The organism is Pseudoalteromonas sp. Hal040 (genome assembly GCF_037162425.1).
Classification (GTDB): Bacteria; Pseudomonadota; Gammaproteobacteria; order Enterobacterales; family Alteromonadaceae; genus Pseudoalteromonas; species Pseudoalteromonas gelatinilytica.
Map to the genome: position 1 here is coordinate 842,148 of NZ_JARLUU010000002.1, position 19,656 is coordinate 861,803.

Sequence of the window (19,656 nt, forward strand, 5' to 3'; positions counted from 1 at the left end):
GCTGAGTTGGTAAAAAATCGGTTTATGGCTTGAGTGAGTTAATAAAAAATCGGTTTATAAATCTCTAGATTTTACAAAACAGCATTAAATTGCCGTTTATATGAGCCAATTTTAACCATTCTAGAGGCTGTAATAATGCAATAAGCCCTAAATTAAGGCTTATAAGGCAGAGGTAGTTAAATCCTGATCTAAAATTCTTAGGCTGGTAAATACGTGATCTGTATTTTTATAAAGCTAGTAAACGGCTGATCCAAGACTTGGTTAAAGAGTGATCCGAACCTACGAGGTGCGAGGTGCGAGGTGCGAGTTGCGAGATACGGGTTGCGAGGTGCGAGATGCGAGTCTGATGGCTGATGGCTGAAAGCTGACGGCTAAAAAGCGAAAAAGGGCCCGAAGGCCCCTAACAACATTATTGAATAGCTATAAAGGAAATTACAACTTGGTTAGAACTGGTTCATGGTATTTGCTTCACCACCGGCTTTAAGCGCATTTTCACCAGAGAAGTACTCTTTATGAGTATCACCAATGTTAGAACCTGCTAAGTCTTGGTGTTTCACTGATGCTTGCTCACGGCGAATTTCTTGACGTTGTACGTCGCGAACATACGCTAGCATGCCTAGGTCGCCGAAATAGCCTTCTGATAGAATATCAGTGCTTAGCGCCGCTGTATGGTAAGTTGGTAGCGTGATTAAGTGGTGGAAGATACCCGCTTCACGTGCACCATCTTTTTGGAAGTTTTGTACAAGTACGTCTGCTGCCGCTGCAAGCTCTGTGTCATCCATTTCTGGTGCCATTAATGCCTTATTGTCATCGATGCTTGGGTAAGCAGATAGGTCTTTACCTTGCTCTTGCCACTCAGCATATACTTGCTCACGGAATTTAAGTGTCCAGTTGAACGACGGAGAGTTGTTGTATACCAGCTTAGCATTAGGTACTTGCTCTTTAACGCGGTTAACAAGCTCTGCGATTTGTTTAACGTTTGGTTTTTCTGTTTCAATCCACAGTAAGTCTGCACCTGATTGTAAGCTAGTTACACAGTCTAGAACTACGCGGTCTTTCTCTGTGCCTTCACGGAACTGGTATAAACCATTATCTAAACGTGTTGGTTTGCACAGCTGACCATTAAGCTTCATTGCTGTGTCGCCTTCGTTTAAGTCATCCACACTGTTTACTGGTGTTGTTTCAAGGAACGACGTGTATTGGCTAGCAAGGTCGCCAGGTGTTTTAGATACAGGCACTTTTTGAGTAAGGCTTGCACCTAATGAGTCAGTACGAGCAACGATAATACCGTTATCAATACCAAGCTCTAAGAATGCGTAACGAACTGCATTAATTTTTGCTAAGAAATCTTCATGCGGTACAGTTACTTTACCCGCTTGGTGACCACATTGTTTTGCGTCAGATACTTGGTTCTCGATTTGGATAGCACATGCACCTGCTTCAATCATCTTTTTAGCAAGTAGGTAAGTTGCTTCTTCGTTACCGAAACCCGCATCGATATCAGCAATAATTGGCACAACATGGCTTTCGAAGTTATCGATTTTATTTAGTACTGCTTGAACATCACCACCGTTTGCTTTCGCTTCGTCTAAGTCTTTGTAAAGGTGGTCAAGTTCACGTGCATCAGCTTGCTTTAAGAAAGTGTAGATTTCTTCAATTAGCGCTGGAACAGATGTTTTTTCATGCATACTTTGGTCAGGTAATGGACCAAACTCAGAGCGAAGTGCCGCAACCATCCAGCCACTTAGGTATACATAGCTGCGTTTAGTTGTTTTGTTGTGACGTTTAATTGCCATCATCATTTGCTGTGCAGTGAAACCATGCCAACAACCTAATGATTGTGTGTATTGGCTGTGGTCAGCATCGTAAGCTGCCATGTCTGCACGCATAATGTCTGCAGTGTATTGAGCAATGTCTAGACCCGTACGAAAACGGTTTTGTAAGCGCATACGGCTTGCGTATTCAGGGTTGATTGACTGCCACGTTTTGCCTTGTGTTTGACATAAAGTAGCTAAGTTATCGGTTTCGCGTTGATATGTTGTCATAATAAAAATCCTTCGAACGGGTTATCTATTTTTTGTTAGTGAGAGTGGCTACTTGGCGTTTGCTTCGTAGCGCTTAATTCAACATTAGGCGGATTTTTTGGATTTAGTAAATTTATAGTTGTTATTGCCACTATATTTTCAGTGAATGACAAATAACCTGCTTGTTAGCCTTTTTTACGATATGGTTGAGCCATGAATGATCAATTTAAGCTCGTTTAAAGGACATTATTATGACCACTCTCTCACTTAACGGTTTAAGCGTTGATCAACAACTTGCACAGTTTGTTGAACAGCAACTTTTACCAGGAACAGGCATTAACACAGACACTTTTTGGCAAGGTTTTGCTGATATCGTCAACGAACTAACACCTATCAATCGTGCGCTTTTAGAAAAACGCGAACAACTGCAAGCTAAGATTGATGACTATCACAAGCAGCACCCTGTATGGGATGCAGCGAATTATCAAGCATTCCTTGAAGAGATTGGCTACCTCGTTCCTGAACCCGCTAGTTTCAGCATAGAAACAGAGCAAGTTGAGCCTGAAATCGCAAGCACAGCGGGGCCGCAGCTCGTGGTGCCAGTAAGCAATGCACGCTTTGCCTTAAACGCAGCAAATGCTCGCTGGGGCTCTTTGTATGATGCGCTATACGGCACTGATGTGTTGAGTGAAGACGACGGCGCTGAAAAAGGCTCTACATACAACCCTGTGCGTGGCTTTAAAGTAATGGCTTATGCCCGCCAGTTCCTAGATAAAGCATTGCCTTTAGCAAATGGCTCACACATCGAAAGCACCAGCTATTCGGTTGTAAATAATGAGCTTTTAATCACATTACGTGACAGTAGTCAGGTTCGTTTAGCAAACCCTGAACAACTTATTGGCTACCAAGGTGAAGCGCAAAACCCAAGCGCTATCTTATTGAAAAATAATGGCTTACATATTGAGCTGCAAATTGACCATCATCACCCAATCGGCCAAGCAGATAAAGCTGGCCTTAAAGATGTACTACTTGAAGCAGCCCTTACAACGATTATGGACTGTGAAGATTCGGTTGCTGCCGTTGATGCCGAAGACAAAGTAAACGTTTATCAAAACTGGCTTGGTTTAATGCAAGGAAACCTTGTAGAAGCATTTACCAAAGAAGGTAAAACCATTGAGCGTCGTTTAGCAGAAGATCGCCAATATCAAGGTGTAAATGGCGAAACAATCACGCTAAAAGGCCGTAGCATGATGTTTGTGCGTAACGTTGGCCATTTAATGACTAACCCTGCTATCCAAGATAGTGAAGGCAATGACGTGTTTGAAGGCATTATGGATGCCATTATCACCAGCACCGCGACGCTTCATGATTTAAAAGGCACAAGCAACCTTAAAAATTCAACGGCCAATAGCATTAATATTGTTAAGCCAAAAATGCATGGTCCAGAAGAAGTGGCCTTCACTAATACCCTGTTTACCCGTGTTGAGCAGCTGTTAGGCTTACCAGCAAACACCATTAAAATGGGTATTATGGATGAAGAGCGCCGCACTTCAGCTAATTTAAAAGCGTGTATTTTCGAAGCTAAAAAGCGTGTGGTATTCATCAATACCGGTTTCTTAGACCGTACTGGCGACGAAATTCATACTTCAATGCAAGCAGGTGTAGTACTGCCAAAAGGCGCTATTAAACTTGAACCTTGGATCAGCGCATACGAAGACCGCAACGTTGATATTGGCTTAGCTACAGGCCTCAGTGGTAAAGCACAAATTGGTAAAGGTATGTGGCCAATGCCAGATAAAATGGCGTTAATGATGGAACAAAAAAGTGGTCATCCGAAAAGTGGTGCAAATACCGCGTGGGTGCCCTCTCCTACTGCTGCAACTCTGCATGCAATGCATTATCACGATATTGATGTATTTGCCTGTCAAAAAGCGCTTATGGACCGAAAACAAGCAAGCCTTACCAGCTTACTCACTCCACCGCTTATGAAAGATGCCAGCAGCTTAAGCAAAGAAGATATTCAAGCCGAACTTGATAACAATGCTCAGGGTATTTTAGGTTATGTTGTACGTTGGATTGACCAAGGTATTGGTTGCTCAAAAGTACCAGACATCAACCATGTCGGTTTAATGGAAGACCGTGCCACACTGCGTATTTCAAGCCAGCACATGGCCAACTGGCTGTATCATGGCGTTTGTTCTGAAGAGCAAATTAGAAAAACCATGGCACGCATGGCAAAAGTTGTTGATGGACAAAATGAAGGTGATCCTGCCTACAATAATATGGCTGATTCAGCCGAAACTTTAGCACAAAACGTTGCTTATCAAGCAGCTTTAGCCCTTGTATTAGAGGGTGTTAAACAACCTAGTGGCTATACTGAACCATTATTGCATGCGTTCCGTATAAAGTATAAGTCGTTAAATTAGCCACTACACAACTCCCCTTCGAGTTTCATGTGTCGTTCATAGCAGCCCAAGGGCTGCTTTTTTTGACTAAACTCATAACTACTGTGAATAGCCACCATTCATGGCATAATAAAAATCTATTAAAAAAGGGGCATTTGTTACCAAATGCCCCTTTTTACGTACTAATTTTTTAAAAATTAGTTTTTGACAATCGCATTGTGATAAACGTTTTGTACGTCATCACAGTCATCAAGCATAGAAATAAACTTTTCAAAGTTTGCGATATCATCTGGATCAGTGATGTCAGTATGAACTTGTGGAACAAACGTGATTTCATCTACTTCAAAGTTAATACCTTCAAATGCTTCTTCAAGGGCTGTTTTTGCTTTGTAGTACTCAGTATGTGGAGCGAAAACAGACACTTTACCGTCTTCTACTTCTACATCTGTTACGTCTACATCAGCCATCATTAGCGCTTCAAGTACAACTTCGTCGTCTTCGCCAGCAAAGCCTAATACAGCTAAGTGATCGAACATATGTGCAACACAACCCGGTGTACCAATTTTTGAATCTGTTTTTGTAAACGGTAAACGTACATCTTTGATAGTACGGTTAGGGTTATCAGTTAAACAGTCCACAATAACCATACAGTTACCTGGGCCGTAGCCTTCGTAACGTGCTGGAGAATAATCTTCCCCTGCTCCACCGGCCGCTTTTTTGATTGCATTGTCGATTACGTGTGCTGGAACTTGGTCTCTTTTCGCACGCTCAATAATACGCTTTAGCGCTTGGTTTACTTCTGGATCTGGTTCGCCATTTTTAGCAACAACGTAGATTTCTTTACCGTACTTAGAATTTACTTTAGTTTTTGCATTGGCTGTTTTAGCCATGGCGTTTTTGCGGACTTCAAATGCTCTGCCCATCTTATGCCTCTATGAATACATTTGATAATTGCCGATATTTTAGCAACTCATGACCGCTTGGGCTAGTACTAGGACATTTTGAAAAATAAAAAACTAACAATAAATCTCAGGAAAAAGAAAAAACAAAGCCATTTAACATAACATATTATTTTCTTGAAAAGAGCCGACTAAAGTAGGCAGTTCTGAAAAATGGTGCAACACATAATCAGCTTGATTCGCATATTCAGGAATTTCATCTGGTGCATATAAGCAAGCTCGCATATTGGCATTATGCGCAGCCTGAATATCAAATAGGTAATCGCCGACATAAAGTAACTCTGATTGGTCAAGTTCCCATAATGTTGCAATTGCATTCAGGGCACTTGGATCAGGCTTAGCTGGCGCATCAGAGCGAGTCAGTACAGTTTCTATTGGTAAGGGGTTATTTTTTAATTTAATCGCCGCTGCACGGTCGTAGTTGCGAGTTACAATCGCCATCGGAATGTTATTTTCTTTCAGTCTGGTTATCGCCTCTGCAACGCCTGGCAATAAATGAGCGTGCTGTGCATCAATAAGCTCATGCTGATGAACGATATTCATCGCTTCTTCGCGCATGTAAGGCGAAGGTAACGAAGCAATATGCGCCAGTAAATCGCTCTCAAGAGGACAGCCTACCTGCGCTTTGATGAGTGAAAAGTCTAACTCCGATGAAACCAAAGTACCATCTAAGTCAAAGATTACGCCACGAATATTGTTGTCATGGATAGTCATATAAATCCCTGTATATGAGAATTGGGAAAATGTTGATGCCCATTAATAAGATAGTTTACGAAATGGGTTAATTAAAGGATCAAAGGATTAAAAAAGTGACTTTTTTAATCCTTTTGGCTTGGTATTACTCTGGATTTACCGACTCAAATCTAGCTTCAAGCCAGGTATCATCTTGGCTAAAGGTCAGTGTTTTTACCTTACCTTTACCTTCAATATTAACCATATTCACTTGCGTTGGCCAAAGGTCGCGTAGTGCTCCGTTGCTCATTCGAATGCCATGAATTCCCTCAGGGATCGTGACTTCTTGATAAACCCAAAAGAATTTACCATCAACTTGTGCACCGACTTCTTTCAACTCAAGTGGCTTGCCATCTAAAGTTTGTAGAGCAATATGTGACTCAACATAATCAGCAAAACGCTTTTGGTCTTCTTTATTACTTAAGATATCAGCGTTGCCGTCAAACAAATGGTCGACGGCGTGCTCTGTATCGTGTAAATAAAAACGATGCATCAGCTCTATGTTGTTGGTGCGTTTATTAAACAGCACCGTTGTTACAGATGCTTTTAACTGGTGCGCCATGGTTGGCGCACTCAGTAACAAAGCAAAAATAATCGCAGCAAAGCGCATTATTTTTGCTCCTGGGCATCTTTATCGTCGTCATTTTTCAGTTCAGTTTTAATATCTTGCATGATATCGCGGCTGACTTTCGCTTTACTCTTCTCACGTTTGTACACTTCGATACGCGATGGAATAATACGACGCGGGTAGTTGTTGTTTTCTACATCAACATCCGCTGTTTCCCAGCGTGGATCGACGGTAACAGACACTAGGTTTTTACCTTTTTCTGTAACAATGAGCTTTTGTACATGCTTGTGATTACGACGCCAGATTTCAGCAGGAATGTACTGCTCTTCTTTCGTACCATCTTCATAAGTAAGCTCAAGTAAGATAGGCATGACTAAGCCACCTAAGTTTGAGAACTCAAGTACGTAGTAGTTTTTATCTTCTTTGATTGCACGCTCAAACGTTTTACGCTCCCAAGGCTCTAAACCTTTCAGGAATTTGTTATACGCGTTGCGCTCTTTATTAGTTACCGTAAAGCGGTCGTTTTCGTCATAGAAGTCAGTTACATCAGGGTTTTCTTCAACCCACAGTTTTTTACCTTCTTCTTTATTACGTTTTACGAATAACGGCATTGGCTTGTCAGCTTCGATATCACGTAAACGATTAAAGTCGATATCAGGGTTTTTAGTATCTAAACGCAGTTGGTAAACCTTGTCTAGCGAGATATCAACGTGATCTGTGGTGTAGAACCAACCACGCCAGAACCAATCTAGGTCAACACCTGACGCTTCTTCCATAGTACGGAAGAAATCTGCAGGAGTAGGGCGTTTGTACTTCCAACGCTGTGCATATTCTTTAAATGCAAAGTCGAATAATTCACGGCCAAGGATCACTTCGCGTAAAATGTTAAGTGCAGCAGCTGGCTTAGTATAAGCATTCGGACCTAAACGTAATACGCTGTCTGACTGTGTCATCACTGGCACTTGGTTTTCAGACTTCATGTAATCAACAACATCGCGTGGCTCAACACCCCAAGGAATTGTGTGGTCCCATTCACGACCAGCAACACCATCTAAGAAGCTGTTTAGACCTTCATCCATCCACGTCCATTGACGTTCATCAGAGTTAACCACCATAGGGAAGTAAATGTGACCTACTTCGTGGATAACAACGCCGATTAAGAAGCGTTTTTCTGCTTGAGAATAAGTACGAGTACCATCGTCTTGTAGGTCAGTACGCGGACCATTGAAGGTGATCATTGGGTATTCCATACCACCTACAGGGCCATTTACAGACTGAGCCACAGGGTAAGGGTAGTCAAACGAGAAGCGCGAATACACTTGCATTGTATGAACAACAGCTTCGGTCGAATATTTCTTCCAAAGGTCGCCACCTTCTTTCGGGTAGAAAGACATCGCCATTACTAACGGCTGATCTTTACCACCTTGATGATAGCCTTTTGCATCCCACATAAATTTACGTGAAGACGCCCATGCAAAGTCACGTACGTTTTCAGCTTTAAAGTGCCATGTTTTTGTTTTGTCTGTGCCTTCTTTCTCGTTTTCTAACGCTTCTTCTTCAGTCACGATGAAAACAGGACGTTTAGCATCTTCAGCTTGCTCAAGGCGCTTACGCTGTGTGCTCGTCAGAACGCTGCTTGGGTTATCAAGTTTACCCGTTGCCGATACGATGTGGTCAGCAGGTACGGTTAACTCAACATCATAGTTACCAAATTCAAGCGTAAACTCACCACTGCCTAAGAAGGCTTTGTTCGTCCATGCTTCATAATCAGTGTATGCAGCAAGACGAGGGAACCACTGTGCTAATAAGAAGATATCGTTGCCATCTTCTTCAAAGTGTTCATAACCTGAACGTGCACCAACGGCATCTTCTTCAACAATGTTAAAGGCGAAGTCCATGCTGAACTCAACGTCTTTACCCGGTTTAAGTGGCTTGTTAAGGTCAATACGCATTAAGGTATCAACGACTGTAACTTTAAGCTCTTTTCCGTCTTCGTCTTTAACATTGGCGATTTGATAACCCAGCTCGTTGTCGGCCATGAATTGCTGACGACGTAACTGACCTAAGCTCAATTTAGTTTCTTTAGGCTGAGGGTCACCTTGCAATGTTTTACCATTGAAAGTAGATGTCATTTCAGCAATTGAGTCAGATTTAAAGATATTTTGGTCTAGTTGTAACCAAAGGTACTTTAACGTGTGCGGCGAGTTATTTTTGTATTCGATAGTTTGGCTTGCTGTTAAGCGGCGTTTCTTTTCATCAAGCTTTGCATCAATGTCATAGTTTACTTGCTGTTGCCAGTAATGTTCAGCGGGTTCACCTGCTGCACTACGATATACGTTTGGAGTTGGAAGAGCTTCATCTAGCTGACGGAACTTGTCAACGAATGAGCCTTTAGTTTGCTCAACAGATGACGCCATGACAGCTGAAGATACTGCTAAAGGCAATACCAAAGCACTCAACTTAAGAACTGCTTTTTTCATTGTTAATCCTGTAATTAATTTGCCAGCGTACCATCGCAAACTGCTAACAAAGTTGCAATAAAATAACGATAAAGTGCGGGATTTTTCAGGTAGTATTCAGCACATCTAAGCGAGCCAATTTTTTTCAGTGAATTCGCCTTAAATAAAGTCCTGTAAAGGGGGTTTACACAACACTGGTTAATTTTAGTTCAGCACTAATTCATCCCAAAGTATTACAGTTAATTAGTAGATACTCTGCTTAAATTCTAGTTAATGATGAAAGGGTGATTAGATGAAGTTTTATATTGTAAAAAAAGACTCTCGTTTAGCAGCCATTCCTGCTCAAGAATCAATTCTAAACGAGTACAAAGAACGCGGATTTGAATTTGTCGAGGTCATTGCAGCCTGCGATGAGTCAGATGCATTATCTCGTACATCTCCTGGTGTAAATGGGTCTAAAAAATGGCTAATTTACCCGACTACACTGGTAATTTTATCCTTAATTGCCATTATTTTTGCAATAAATTAAATTTTGCGACATTTGCTATTGAAATTTACTGCCATTTGTATTTAAAATCGCCCACTTTTTTGATTTTGGGGTCTGCGAAGCATGAATTTAAACCCCAAAATGTTTGGTAATCAGCATAGAATTCGGTGAGCGTATGGATTTCTATATCCTAAAAAAACAACAAGAACTAATTGCAATTCCAGCGGACGAACAAAATTGTAAACAGTACCTAGATTCAGGGTATTTTTATATCGACAAAGTAGCGGCATGTAATGAAACAAATGCCCTTAAGATTTTACAAGCTAAGCAAACGAAAGCGCTTAAAGTACCTATGATAATGGCATTGTTAGCTTTGCCAATGGTGGTTTTTGCTTGGTATAGCTTAAGTTAACAAACCAGGCTGGGCATCTTGGCTCAGCTTAGGTATATTGACGCTCTTAACAAATAATAAGAGCGTTTAATGAAAGTCCTTCATACATCTGATTGGCATTTAGGCCAACAATTCTACGAGCATTCTCGATTCGATGAGCATCAAGCATTTCTAGCTTGGTTAACCGATACGCTTGTGTCAGAGAAGATTGACTTACTACTGGTTGCGGGTGACATTTATCATACGGCAACACCTCCTGCCAGCGCAGAAAACCAACTCTACCAATTTATTAAAACCACTAAGCAGCATTGCCCTGACTTACACATAGTGATTATTGCTGGCAACCATGATTCAGCAAATCGTATTATGGCGGCAAAGCCTTTATTGGCTCAGTTTGATACCTATGTTGTTGGCCGCTTTGATAGCAATGTTCCTCATGAAGTTGTACTGCCCATCAGCACAAAAAACGGTGATGCGCATGTTGTTGCCATGCCATTTTTACGTAGCAGTGATTTAAGCAGCTATAACCGCCAACAAGAGCAACCGTTAAGTTACAACCAAGCCGTTGCCCTTGCTTACAAAGATGCATTACAAGCAGTAAGCGAATTACCTAACGCGCCATTAATTGCCATGGGCCACCTACATGCAAAAGGCGGAGACATCTCATCTGATTCTGAACGTAACTTAGTTATTGGTGGTGAAGATGCGATATCGGCAAGCATATTTACTGATCAACCTGATTATGTCGCGCTAGGGCATCTTCATAAGGCTCAAAGCGTCGCGAAGAAAGAGACCATTCGCTACAGTGGCACGCCAATGCCGATGTCATTTTCTGAAAGACGCTATCAGCATCAAGTTGTGCTAGTCGAGATTAGTGACTCAGGTACATCTGTAAACCCCCTTTACATTCCTAGCTTTTGTAAAGTCATTTTGCTACCAGAAAAAGACTGTGTGCCACTGAACGAACTCTGCGAGCTTATAAAACAGCTCGATTTAACGGATGAAGGTTTAGCGCCATACCTGCGGGTTAAATTGAGCGCCCATGACACTGACACCACTTTTAGAGAGCAAATAGAACACGCCCTTGAAGGTAAGCAGGTTAAGTTTTGTGGTATTGAAAGGGTACGTCAGCAGGGCAATCAGCAATACGATGAACAAACCCTATTTGAAGATGTCTCGCAAATTGAAGCACTAAACCCACATTCACTTTTAGAGCAAGCATTTGCAAATAATAAAGATATGGCAGGGCAGGCGGTGCCAAAAGAGCTAGAAGGCTTACTAAGCCAAGTGATCGATGAGTTGAATGCAGAGGACCTACTATGAAAATTTTAGCAGTTCGTGTTCATCAACTCGCCTCTATCTTAGACGCCGAAGTCGACTTTAGCGCTTCGCCTTTAAAAGAAGCAGGGTTGTTTGCAATCACCGGTGATACCGGGGCGGGTAAAAGTACTTTACTCGATGCCATTTGCTTAGCGCTTTATAACAAAACAGCAAGATTACGCGGCGATACAGGCAATAAAATTGACTTTAACGGCGACAATATCAAACTCAATGACTCGCGTAATTTATTACGCCGCGGGGCAGGGCAGGGCTTTGCCGAAGTCGACTTTGTTGGCCAAGATAAACAACAGTACCGAGCAAGGTTAAGCTTTAGCCGAGCGCGAAATCGCGCTGACGGCAAATTACAACCCGCACAACATAGCCTTTATTCATTACCTGATGAAGCCCTAATCGCTGACAGAAGCGCGGCAGGGAAAGAAATCGAGCGTATTATTGGTTTGAGCTTTGAGCAGTTCTCACGCGCAGTACTTCTTGCGCAACATGAATTTGCTGCGTTTTTAAAAGCAACCGGGGATGAGCGTGCGCAACTACTTGAATGCTTAACTGGCACCGATAAATTTAGCCGTATTGGTCAGCGAATTTTTGAACGCCATCGTGATCAGCTGCAAGCATTAGAGCAGTTAAAATTAAGTTTAAGTAACTATCAGGTTTTAAGTCCTGAACAGGTCGAAACTAAACAAACAGAACAAAAAGCGCTTGAGGCTAAACTTGCTGAGTTACAAAAACAAATAAAACAATTTGAGCAGTACCAAGCGTGGTACAAGCAAGCATCTCAGCAGCAGCAACAGCTAAACCAAGCTGAGCAAGCAAAGCAAGAGTTACAGCAGCAAATACACGCGCTTGCTGAAAAAGCCACTGAAGCGAAACAAGCTCAGCAATGCCTAGAAATAAAAGATAACCGTGAACGCGTCACTTCGATTACTGCTCAACATGGACAACTTAACAAAAACCGCGAGCAGCTTTTAAACGTTGACCATAAAACACTGATCAAAGACGCTGAGCAAACGCTTGAAAAGCAAACCACGCGACTAAACCAAGCAAAGCAAGCACAAAAAGACGCGCAACCTATTATTAGCCAGGCCCGTGAGTTAGATAAGCAACTTGCCGTATTAAACCAGCAAGCAGCGGCGCAAAAAGTACAAGCAGAGAAAGCGAAGCACCATCATCAAGAGCTGACTAATACACTAAATAGCCATAAAGCCGAGCAGCAAAAACAGCTAGAGCAACAAGCGCAAATCAATGGCTATTTAGAAACACACGCACAATGGCAACCATTAGCGAAAGACTGGTCATTCTATAAAAGTGAGTTAAGCCGCTTTAGCCAGCAACAGCACACAATTAGCCAATCACAGCAAAACGTAAAAGCTCTTCAACCTAAAATTGATGAACAGCAAACAGCCGCGCAGCAGTGCAAAACCCAATACCAAGCCCTTGAGCAAGAAATTAACCGCCTAAATGAGCAAGATACCGCCTTTAAATCGAGTTTAAACACCCAATCAATGGCAGATATTGATGCGGGGCTTGAGGCGATTAAGCACCTGATTGAAAAGCGCCAAGTGTGGCAAACTAATCATCAGCAGTTAAAAAATTGGCAAACCCAGATAAACACATTAAGCCAAACTGAGCAGCAACTACAAACAGCATTAAAAGATGCGCAGCAAGGTGCAGAGCAAGCACAGCAGCAGGTTTCGTTTTGTGAGCAAAACTTACAGCAAGTGCAGTTAAGAGCCAGTGAAGGGGTTAGCCAGTTACGCGCCACTTTAAAGGTAGGGGAGCCGTGTGCAGTATGTGGCTCAAAAGAGCACCCGTTTATGCATGAAGAAATGGTAAACGAGCAATTTAGTCAACTTATTAACGACTTTACCAACCAGTTAACTAACGCCAAACAGCACTTAAATACTCTACACGCATTACAGCAAGCTAAAAGTAATGAGCTGGCGGCATGCAGCCAACAGATAAGCTCGTTAAACGGGCAAATCTCAGAACTGAGCGCGCAACAACAGAGCCTCAAAGAAACCATGGCGGCTAATCGTACTGAGCTAAATGATTTAACCGAAGATCAGTTAAACGAGCGTCAGCAACAGCTAAGCTTGCAAAAACAGCAATATTACAAAACCCTCGAGCAGCAACAACAACTGCAAAACACGCTTGCGGCTAAGCAAGCTGAGTATAATCAGCAAGGACAAGCGCTACATAGCAAAGAGCAGCAATTAAACGAATTGCAGCAACAGCTGAATAATCTGCAAACTCGTTTAAATGAGCTCAATGATGAGCATCAGCAACTTTATACGACATTGAATCAACAGTTCGCCAGTGCAACTTGGTGGCAAGCACTTAATACACAAAGCATTTCTTTAGAGGTCATTTCAGAGCATGTTGAGGCTTATCAAGCTTCGCTGCAAACGGCAGATGAGCTTAAAACTAGCTTAAAAGCCATTGAGCAGCACCTTGCACATGTAACGCCGCAGCTAAACGAAGCACATACCTATTTAACTCAGTGCAACGAGCAACTAAGCCAAACTCAAAACGAACTCACGCAGATAAAATCAAAGCGCGAGGGCTTATTTAGTAACGAGGCGATATCGGTAGATGAGTTTATAGCAGAGCTTGAAAAGGCGATAGATTCAGCGCAGCAGGCACTGCAACTTGCCCAGACAAACCATAGTAATGCGGTGAAGGCGCGTGACGAACAAGCCATTCAAATCGCCAATTTTGACGAGCGTGAAAAAGAACTCACTGCAGAGCAAGCGGCACTTAATGAGCGCTTTAGTCTGTGGTTTAACGATTTTAAAGCACAGCACCCAAGCTTAGATGAGCAAGCCGTTAGTCAGTTATTAACGATAAGCCCCACTGAAATAAAACAAACTCTGGCAGATTACCACACCAGCGAAAGTAGCTTAAAAGACGCAGAGGCTCTTTTAAAACAACGACAGCAGGCGCTGGCTCAGCATCAAAAAGACAAGCCAGCTCTCGGTGAAGATGAGCTGCAATTACAGCTTAATCAATCCACAGAGCAACAAGTACAAACGAACAACGCATTATTGCAAGTTGCGACTGAGCTTAAAACCCATCAACAAAATAGCCAAGCGCTGGCTGATAAACAAAAGCTATTAGTGGAACAACAAAAAAGCTATGAGCACTGGCATTTACTCAATAAGGTATTGGGGGATGCCAGCGGCAAAACCATGCGTAATTTAGCGCAAACACAAACTTTAAAAATACTGCTGCACTACGCGAATAGTCACTTACAGACACTAAATAAACGCTACAAATTAACAGCCATAGGGCAAACGCTCGATATCGCTATTATCGATAAAGACATGGCCGATGAGCAGCGCTCTGTTAATACATTATCGGGGGGTGAGTCATTTTTAGTATCGTTAGCACTAGCGCTTGGGCTTGCTTCATTGTCGTCGAATAAAGTGCAAATAAACTCTTTGTTTATCGACGAAGGGTTTGGTACGTTGGACAGTGAAACGTTAAGCATCGCGATGGATGCTCTTGATTCACTACAAGCACAAGGCCGCAAAGTAGGGGTTATTTCGCACGTATCAGAAATGACCGAACGCGTTGCCACCCAAGTGCATATAGCGAAAAAACCAGGTGGTTATTCGACCATCTCAGTTATTTAAAGGATTAGCATGCCAACTTTTAATCACGAAGAAGCAAATCACTACGACGAACGCATTTTGCGCCTAGTTCCAGGTTATGAGCTATTACATCAAGCAACCGCCGCCCAATTAGCAACCACGCTGAGCGATGATGCGTGCATTTTAGTGGTTGGTGCCGGAACTGGTAAAGAAATCATCGAATTAGCGGCGCTAAAACCAAGCTGGCAATTTATTGCTCAAGATATTTCACAAGACATGCTCGATATTGCCGAGCAACAGTTTGGCCAGCACAATATCAGCGATCGCGTAACAGTACACTGCGGTGATATCAACGACATCGACACTCAATGTGACGCAGCACTGTGTTTACTGGTCATGCATTTTGTTGAAGATAACGGCGATAAAAAAGCGCTATTAAAAGCGATTCACAGCAAGCTTAAGAAATCGAGCAACTTATACATTGCCGATTTAATGCGCCCAGAAACCACTTTTGAGCGCGAATCTCAACTACAGCTGTGTACGCAGTTAGGTTTAACCGAAGTCGGCGTAGAACGCATGCGCCACAACCTAGAGCACGATTTTTACCCATTAGACCGAATTCGTTTTGCAGAATTAATGAATGAAACCCGCTTCAGCACCCCAAAACAGTACTTTAAAGTGCTTGGTTTTGCAGGGTATGTGGTTGGGAGTTAGGGGTTTACTAGAGCTGTCAGCTCGTAGGTTGGGTAGAGCGCGACGAAACCCAACAAGTTAGCGAGCTACAAGGGAAAAGAGTAAAGTTCCAACACATAGGCGTGAAATTTATTTCGCGCGATGTTTTGTAGGTTGGGTAGAGCGCGGCGAAACCCAACTAGTTAGTAGTCTAGCTTAACTTTCTTGTTATTTTACTTTATACCAAACAGTTACGATTACCGTTGCAGGCATCCATGAACCACCGCTTTGTGATTGAGTAATATTTTTAATTTCTATATCAGGTTGAGAGGCTAACCAAAGATTGATTTCAGTTTCTAAACCACAATCAGATGATGTAGGTGAACTAGGCCAAAAACTTTGTTTAGGCTTTATGATTTTTGTGAATATTTTAACTTCCATTTAAGAATTACACTCCATGATAATTTAGTAATATAACGTCGCAATAATCGGCAAGGAACAAGCCTGAGCCAAGCTTTTCGGATTCTATTTTGATTGCCTGTTATAAGTCTTTGTCTTTAAAATGTTTGCAACTGAGCAAACTGTTGGCAGTCTCTAGCTTAATGCGCTTGTTAGCTTTTACATACACTGTAATCAAAATCATCCTTTATATTTGGCATTTCATCAACTTGAAAATAGCCCCAAATAGAAAAAAATAAAAAAACAGAGGAATAAGTATATGTGCAGTTAACTTAAGATTTGCGCGCCATCCAGTAAGAATCTTTGTAGGTTGAAGCACTTTTACTCCCTTCGGTGGGAACTGTCCATGCATAAACCCCTTAATACCTACAGGTAGTGTAAATAGACCGATAAAAATAGCACTTAACAAAGGAAATCCGACAAAGGTTGAATACCATAAGACTGAAATCCCAGAATAACCGAAAGGAGTGTGACAGTGAACGGTATCTACATACCATTCTAAAAATGGAATAAACCATTTTATGCTAATTATCACGGCTAAAGCGCAAGCTAAAATAATTAATGCTTTTATTCTAATTTGTTCAGGTTTTGAATATTCTTCTGCGTATTTGATAAACTCTCTCCTTGAGTAAAAGCTAACGCCTCAAATAACAGGTTAAAATAAGCGAGGCACGAGCAAAAACCAACTGTTTTGTTCTGGTTTAATGACTTGTTAGTTCACAATTACACCAATACTAATGAAAAAACACTTAGCCAAATTAGCTGAAAGCCATATGAAATACGATGATAGATGCCAGGATTACTTTGGGATTTTACAGCTTTGGCCATTGCAAAAAGAAAATAAACCAGTCGCGACAACAGAAAGCAATGAAAAAATACGGAAATATAACGGGATAATTTCAGTTGTTGGACTTATAGCAACTAATATCGGTGCAATAACGAATGAAAGCAACATGATAAAACCAGCCCAAGAATGTACCTTACAATTAAAAGTTGGATGCTTAGTAAATGGATCGGCGTCCATTGGAAAGTAACCTGCGACCCATGTACCTACACCATGAGCTATAACTAACCAACCCGCAACATTCACTAAAGTTGAAACATTTGAGAGTTGAGCCAGATACCAACCGAAAAAGCAAAATAGAAAACCAAGAGGATAATTATTAATTAAAGGAGACAATTTTTCAGTTGGGCTACCAGTCGCACCTAACTCACTACAAAATTGCTTAGAATGGCTATAACCAGTATAAAACCTACCTGCTACATATACACCAATGAAAATCCAGATTGTTGCAATTAATCCTGAATAGATCGCAATACTCTCAAACACCACCAAAGTCCCTTTGTTAACTAACATTTTATCGTGCACACTTCGCGCATATTTATGCCGATGCCACGCTCATTATGTTTAATAAATCTACTATTAACAAATAACGTAATGCATTGCTAACTATAAATTTTTTATTGATGCTAAAGATATTCAGAAAGAAAAATGGCTCAACGCTTACTTTCATAATATTTGCAGAGTATGTGGTTATGAGTTAGAACCATCGCGCGAAATAAATTTCACGCCTACGCGATGTAAAACGCTGCTGCCTCAAAACTCGCTAACTTTACTCTTGAAACTCGCTAACTTGTTGGGTTTCGCTCCGCTCTACCCAACCTACGAGCTATTAACCATCGCGCGAAATAAATTTCACGCCTACGGTAACTAATCCATCTCAGCAGCGAGTAGGCATCAACGACTTAAAGCTTATGACTTACAGCTTAAAGCGCCTTTACTCTTTCCCCTTGTAACTCGCTAACTTTACCTAAGTTTGTTGGGTTTCGGCGCGCTCTACCCAACCTACAATAGCCTAATACCCCGCGGCCTGGCCGTCTTTGCGGGTTTCAGATGCACCGTAATAAACGCCGGTTTTTGGGTCTTTCAATATTGCTTGATAACCACCGTATGGGCCAACCGCGTCTTGTAAGGTGTGGCCTTTTTTCATTAACTCGCGGCGGGTTTCCATTGAAAAACCTGACTCTAAGCTAACAAAACCACCGTCTTCCATGATCTCACCGGTTGGTTGCGATGAACCTGTGTGCAGAATACGCGGTGCATCACCGGCTTCTTGCAGGTTCATGCCAAAATCAATCATGTTGATCAGTATTTGAGCATGCATTTGTGGCTGTGTTGCACCGCCCATTACGCCATAACTCATATATGGCTTACCATCTTTGGTGACAAACGCAGGAATGATTGTATGAAATGGTCGTTTGCCTGGCTCATATTGGTTCATGTGGCCTTTTTTAAGGGCGAACATTTCGCCACGGTTTTGCAATACAAAACCTAATTTTGCCGGTGTCATACCTGAGCCCATGCCTCGGTAATTACTTTGAATAAGTGAAACCATGTTGCCGTCTTTATCAGCGGTCGTCATATAAATGGTATCGCCTTCTACTGGGCCTGCATGGTCGCGTTTTGCGGCTTTATTAGGGTCTATCAGTTTGCGTCTTTGGTCAGCATATTGCTGCGAAATGAGTGTTTGTACGGGAATGGTGTTAAATGCTGGATCGGCGTAGTACTTTGCACGATCTGCAAACGCGAGTTTTTTCGCTTCAACAAAGGTATGTACGTATTCTGGGCTATCAAAGCCCATTGCTTTGATATCGTAACCTTCAAGAATATTGAGAATTTGCTGTGCAGCAATACCTTGACCATTTGGTGGCAATTCCCAAAGCGTATACCCTCTATAATCGGCGCTCACAGGCTTAACCCATTCACTATGGTGCGCAGCTAAATCTTCATACGATAAGTAGCCGCCGTTTTCTTTCATATAGCGACCAATTTCTTTAGCAATATCGCCTTTATAAAAGGCATCGCGGCCGCCTTTGGCAATTTTGCGATAGGTGTTTGCAAGGGCAGGGTTCTTAAAGATTTCCCCTTTTTCTGGCATTGCCCCATCAGGCATATAAACATCTTTAAAGCCTGGGTATTTACCTCGTGCAGCCACACTTTTTTGCATGTAATAGGCAATCAATTCAGAAACAGGGAAGCCATTTTCAGCGTAGTCGATAGCTGGTTGGAGTAAGGCTTTCATTGGTGTTTTGCCAAACTTTTTATGTAACTCAAACCAACCATCTACCGCACCAGGTACCGACACGGGCAAGGGCCCATAAGCAGGAATGTAGTCACCTTGCGCTTTTAAAGTATCAAAAGACAAGCTTTGTGGTGAACGGCCTGAGGCATTTAAACCGTAAAGTTGCTTGCTTATGTTATCCCAAACAATGGCAAATAAATCGCCACCAATTCCACACCCGGTCGGTTCAACCAGACCAAGTACTGCATTTGCCGCAATAGCTGCATCAATGGCATTACCACCGTCTTTTAATACTTGTAAGCCCACTTGCGTAGCTAACGGCTGTGATGTTGCAACCATACCTGATTGTGCGATGACTTCAGAACGACTAGCAAAGTTATGGCCTGTGATGCGATCGTAAGCTTGAGTGGCGCCTGTTGTGCCTAAGCATATTGCTAGCACTAAGCTTTTAATGAGTGGAGTTGGTTTCATAGTTTTTTGCCCTTG

Annotated in this window: 13 protein-coding genes and 1 pseudogene; 6 read left to right on the forward strand and 8 right to left on the reverse strand. The window is 42.1% G+C overall.

Features of this window, described 5'->3' with window-relative positions; translation table 11 throughout:
* Positions 1 to 443: 443 nt before the first annotated feature.
* Positions 444 to 2,045 (reverse strand): isocitrate lyase, encoded by a 1,602-nt coding sequence (locus tag P4S60_RS21325; protein WP_054563156.1) that lies wholly within the window; start codon positions 2,043 to 2,045, stop codon positions 444 to 446.
* Positions 2,046 to 2,275: 230 nt separating this feature from the next.
* On the opposite strand from P4S60_RS21325, the gene P4S60_RS21330 reads away from it, so the two are divergent.
* Positions 2,276 to 4,450, forward strand: a complete 2,175-nt coding sequence (locus P4S60_RS21330; protein WP_442961517.1) for a malate synthase G — start codon at positions 2,276 to 2,278, stop codon at positions 4,448 to 4,450.
* 176 nt (positions 4,451 to 4,626) lie between these two features.
* Here the strand turns inward: P4S60_RS21330 and P4S60_RS21335 are convergent, their stop codons facing one another.
* From P4S60_RS21335 to P4S60_RS21350, 4 genes are all read right to left on the reverse strand, one after another.
* Positions 4,627 to 5,352, reverse strand: a complete 726-nt coding sequence (locus P4S60_RS21335; RefSeq protein ID WP_063703863.1) for a YebC/PmpR family DNA-binding transcriptional regulator — start codon at positions 5,350 to 5,352, stop codon at positions 4,627 to 4,629.
* A gap of 132 nt (positions 5,353 to 5,484) precedes the next feature.
* Positions 5,485 to 6,102 (reverse strand): HAD family hydrolase, encoded by a 618-nt coding sequence (locus P4S60_RS21340; RefSeq protein ID WP_337117503.1) that lies wholly within the window; start codon positions 6,100 to 6,102, stop codon positions 5,485 to 5,487.
* A gap of 124 nt (positions 6,103 to 6,226) precedes the next feature.
* A complete protein-coding gene (locus tag P4S60_RS21345; protein ID WP_063703858.1) occupies positions 6,227 to 6,730 on the reverse strand; it encodes a DUF6702 family protein in 504 nt (167 codons plus the stop codon).
* Positions 6,730 to 9,168 carry a M1 family metallopeptidase gene (locus P4S60_RS21350; RefSeq protein WP_063703856.1) on the reverse strand — a complete coding sequence of 813 codons (2,439 nt, stop codon included), beginning with the start codon at positions 9,166 to 9,168 and terminating at the stop codon, positions 6,730 to 6,732. Before P4S60_RS21350 ends, P4S60_RS21345 begins: the two co-directional genes overlap by 1 nt.
* A 271-nt stretch (positions 9,169 to 9,439) precedes the next feature.
* Between P4S60_RS21350 and P4S60_RS21355 the strand changes: the two genes are divergently transcribed.
* From P4S60_RS21355 to P4S60_RS21375, 5 genes are all read left to right on the forward strand, one after another.
* A complete protein-coding gene (locus tag P4S60_RS21355) occupies positions 9,440 to 9,676 on the forward strand; it encodes a hypothetical protein (protein ID WP_063703853.1) in 237 nt (78 codons plus the stop codon).
* A gap of 133 nt (positions 9,677 to 9,809) precedes the next feature.
* A complete protein-coding gene (locus tag P4S60_RS21360; RefSeq protein ID WP_054553375.1) occupies positions 9,810 to 10,046 on the forward strand; it encodes a hypothetical protein in 237 nt (78 codons plus the stop codon).
* 69 nt (positions 10,047 to 10,115) lie between these two features.
* On the forward strand, positions 10,116 to 11,348 hold the full coding sequence (locus P4S60_RS21365) for an exonuclease SbcCD subunit D C-terminal domain-containing protein (protein WP_337117504.1): 1,233 nt from the start codon (positions 10,116 to 10,118) through the stop codon (positions 11,346 to 11,348).
* Complete coding sequence (locus P4S60_RS21370) at positions 11,345 to 14,998, forward strand: SbcC/MukB-like Walker B domain-containing protein (RefSeq protein WP_337117505.1); 3,654 nt, start codon at positions 11,345 to 11,347, stop codon at positions 14,996 to 14,998. Before P4S60_RS21365 ends, P4S60_RS21370 begins: the two co-directional genes overlap by 4 nt.
* 9 nt (positions 14,999 to 15,007) lie before the next feature.
* A complete protein-coding gene (locus P4S60_RS21375; RefSeq protein ID WP_337117506.1) occupies positions 15,008 to 15,670 on the forward strand; it encodes a class I SAM-dependent methyltransferase in 663 nt (220 codons plus the stop codon).
* Positions 15,671 to 15,856: 186 nt separating this feature from the next.
* Here P4S60_RS21375 and P4S60_RS21380 read toward each other — a convergent pair whose 3' ends face one another.
* The 3 genes and pseudogenes from P4S60_RS21380 to ggt all read right to left on the reverse strand — a co-directional run bounded on the left by P4S60_RS21380 (position 15,857) and on the right by ggt (position 19,641).
* Positions 15,857 to 16,069: a hypothetical protein gene (locus P4S60_RS21380; RefSeq protein ID WP_138556508.1), complete on the reverse strand. Its 213-nt coding sequence runs from the start codon at positions 16,067 to 16,069 to the stop codon at positions 15,857 to 15,859.
* 741 nt (positions 16,070 to 16,810) lie between these two features.
* A pseudogene (locus P4S60_RS21385) lies at positions 16,811 to 17,417 on the reverse strand (DUF998 domain-containing protein).
* A 526-nt stretch (positions 17,418 to 17,943) separates the two neighbouring features.
* A complete protein-coding gene (ggt, locus tag P4S60_RS21390; protein WP_337117507.1) occupies positions 17,944 to 19,641 on the reverse strand; it encodes a gamma-glutamyltransferase in 1,698 nt (565 codons plus the stop codon).
* Between the last annotated feature and the right edge of the window lie 15 nt (positions 19,642 to 19,656).

Bases quoted from the DNA above. Each gene is read 5' to 3' on its own strand.
- P4S60_RS21365 (WP_337117504.1), top strand. From the start codon at position 10,116: ATGAAAGTCCTTCATACATCTGATTGGCATTTAGGCCAACAATTCTAC.
- P4S60_RS21340 (WP_337117503.1), bottom strand. From the start codon at position 6,102: ATGACTATCCATGACAACAATATTCGTGGCGTAATCTTTGACTTAGAT.
- ggt (WP_337117507.1), bottom strand. From the start codon at position 19,641: ATGAAACCAACTCCACTCATTAAAAGCTTAGTGCTAGCAATATGCTTA.
- P4S60_RS21335 (WP_063703863.1), bottom strand. From the start codon at position 5,352: ATGGGCAGAGCATTTGAAGTCCGCAAAAACGCCATGGCTAAAACAGCC.
- P4S60_RS21360 (WP_054553375.1), top strand. From the start codon at position 9,810: ATGGATTTCTATATCCTAAAAAAACAACAAGAACTAATTGCAATTCCA.
- P4S60_RS21380 (WP_138556508.1), bottom strand. From the start codon at position 16,069: ATGGAAGTTAAAATATTCACAAAAATCATAAAGCCTAAACAAAGTTTT.
- P4S60_RS21350 (WP_063703856.1), bottom strand. From the start codon at position 9,168: ATGAAAAAAGCAGTTCTTAAGTTGAGTGCTTTGGTATTGCCTTTAGCA.
- P4S60_RS21345 (WP_063703858.1), bottom strand. From the start codon at position 6,730: ATGCGCTTTGCTGCGATTATTTTTGCTTTGTTACTGAGTGCGCCAACC.
- P4S60_RS21330 (WP_442961517.1), top strand. From the start codon at position 2,276: ATGACCACTCTCTCACTTAACGGTTTAAGCGTTGATCAACAACTTGCA.
- P4S60_RS21355 (WP_063703853.1), top strand. From the start codon at position 9,440: ATGAAGTTTTATATTGTAAAAAAAGACTCTCGTTTAGCAGCCATTCCT.
- P4S60_RS21375 (WP_337117506.1), top strand. From the start codon at position 15,008: ATGCCAACTTTTAATCACGAAGAAGCAAATCACTACGACGAACGCATT.
- P4S60_RS21325 (WP_054563156.1), bottom strand. From the start codon at position 2,045: ATGACAACATATCAACGCGAAACCGATAACTTAGCTACTTTATGTCAA.
- P4S60_RS21370 (WP_337117505.1), top strand. From the start codon at position 11,345: ATGAAAATTTTAGCAGTTCGTGTTCATCAACTCGCCTCTATCTTAGAC.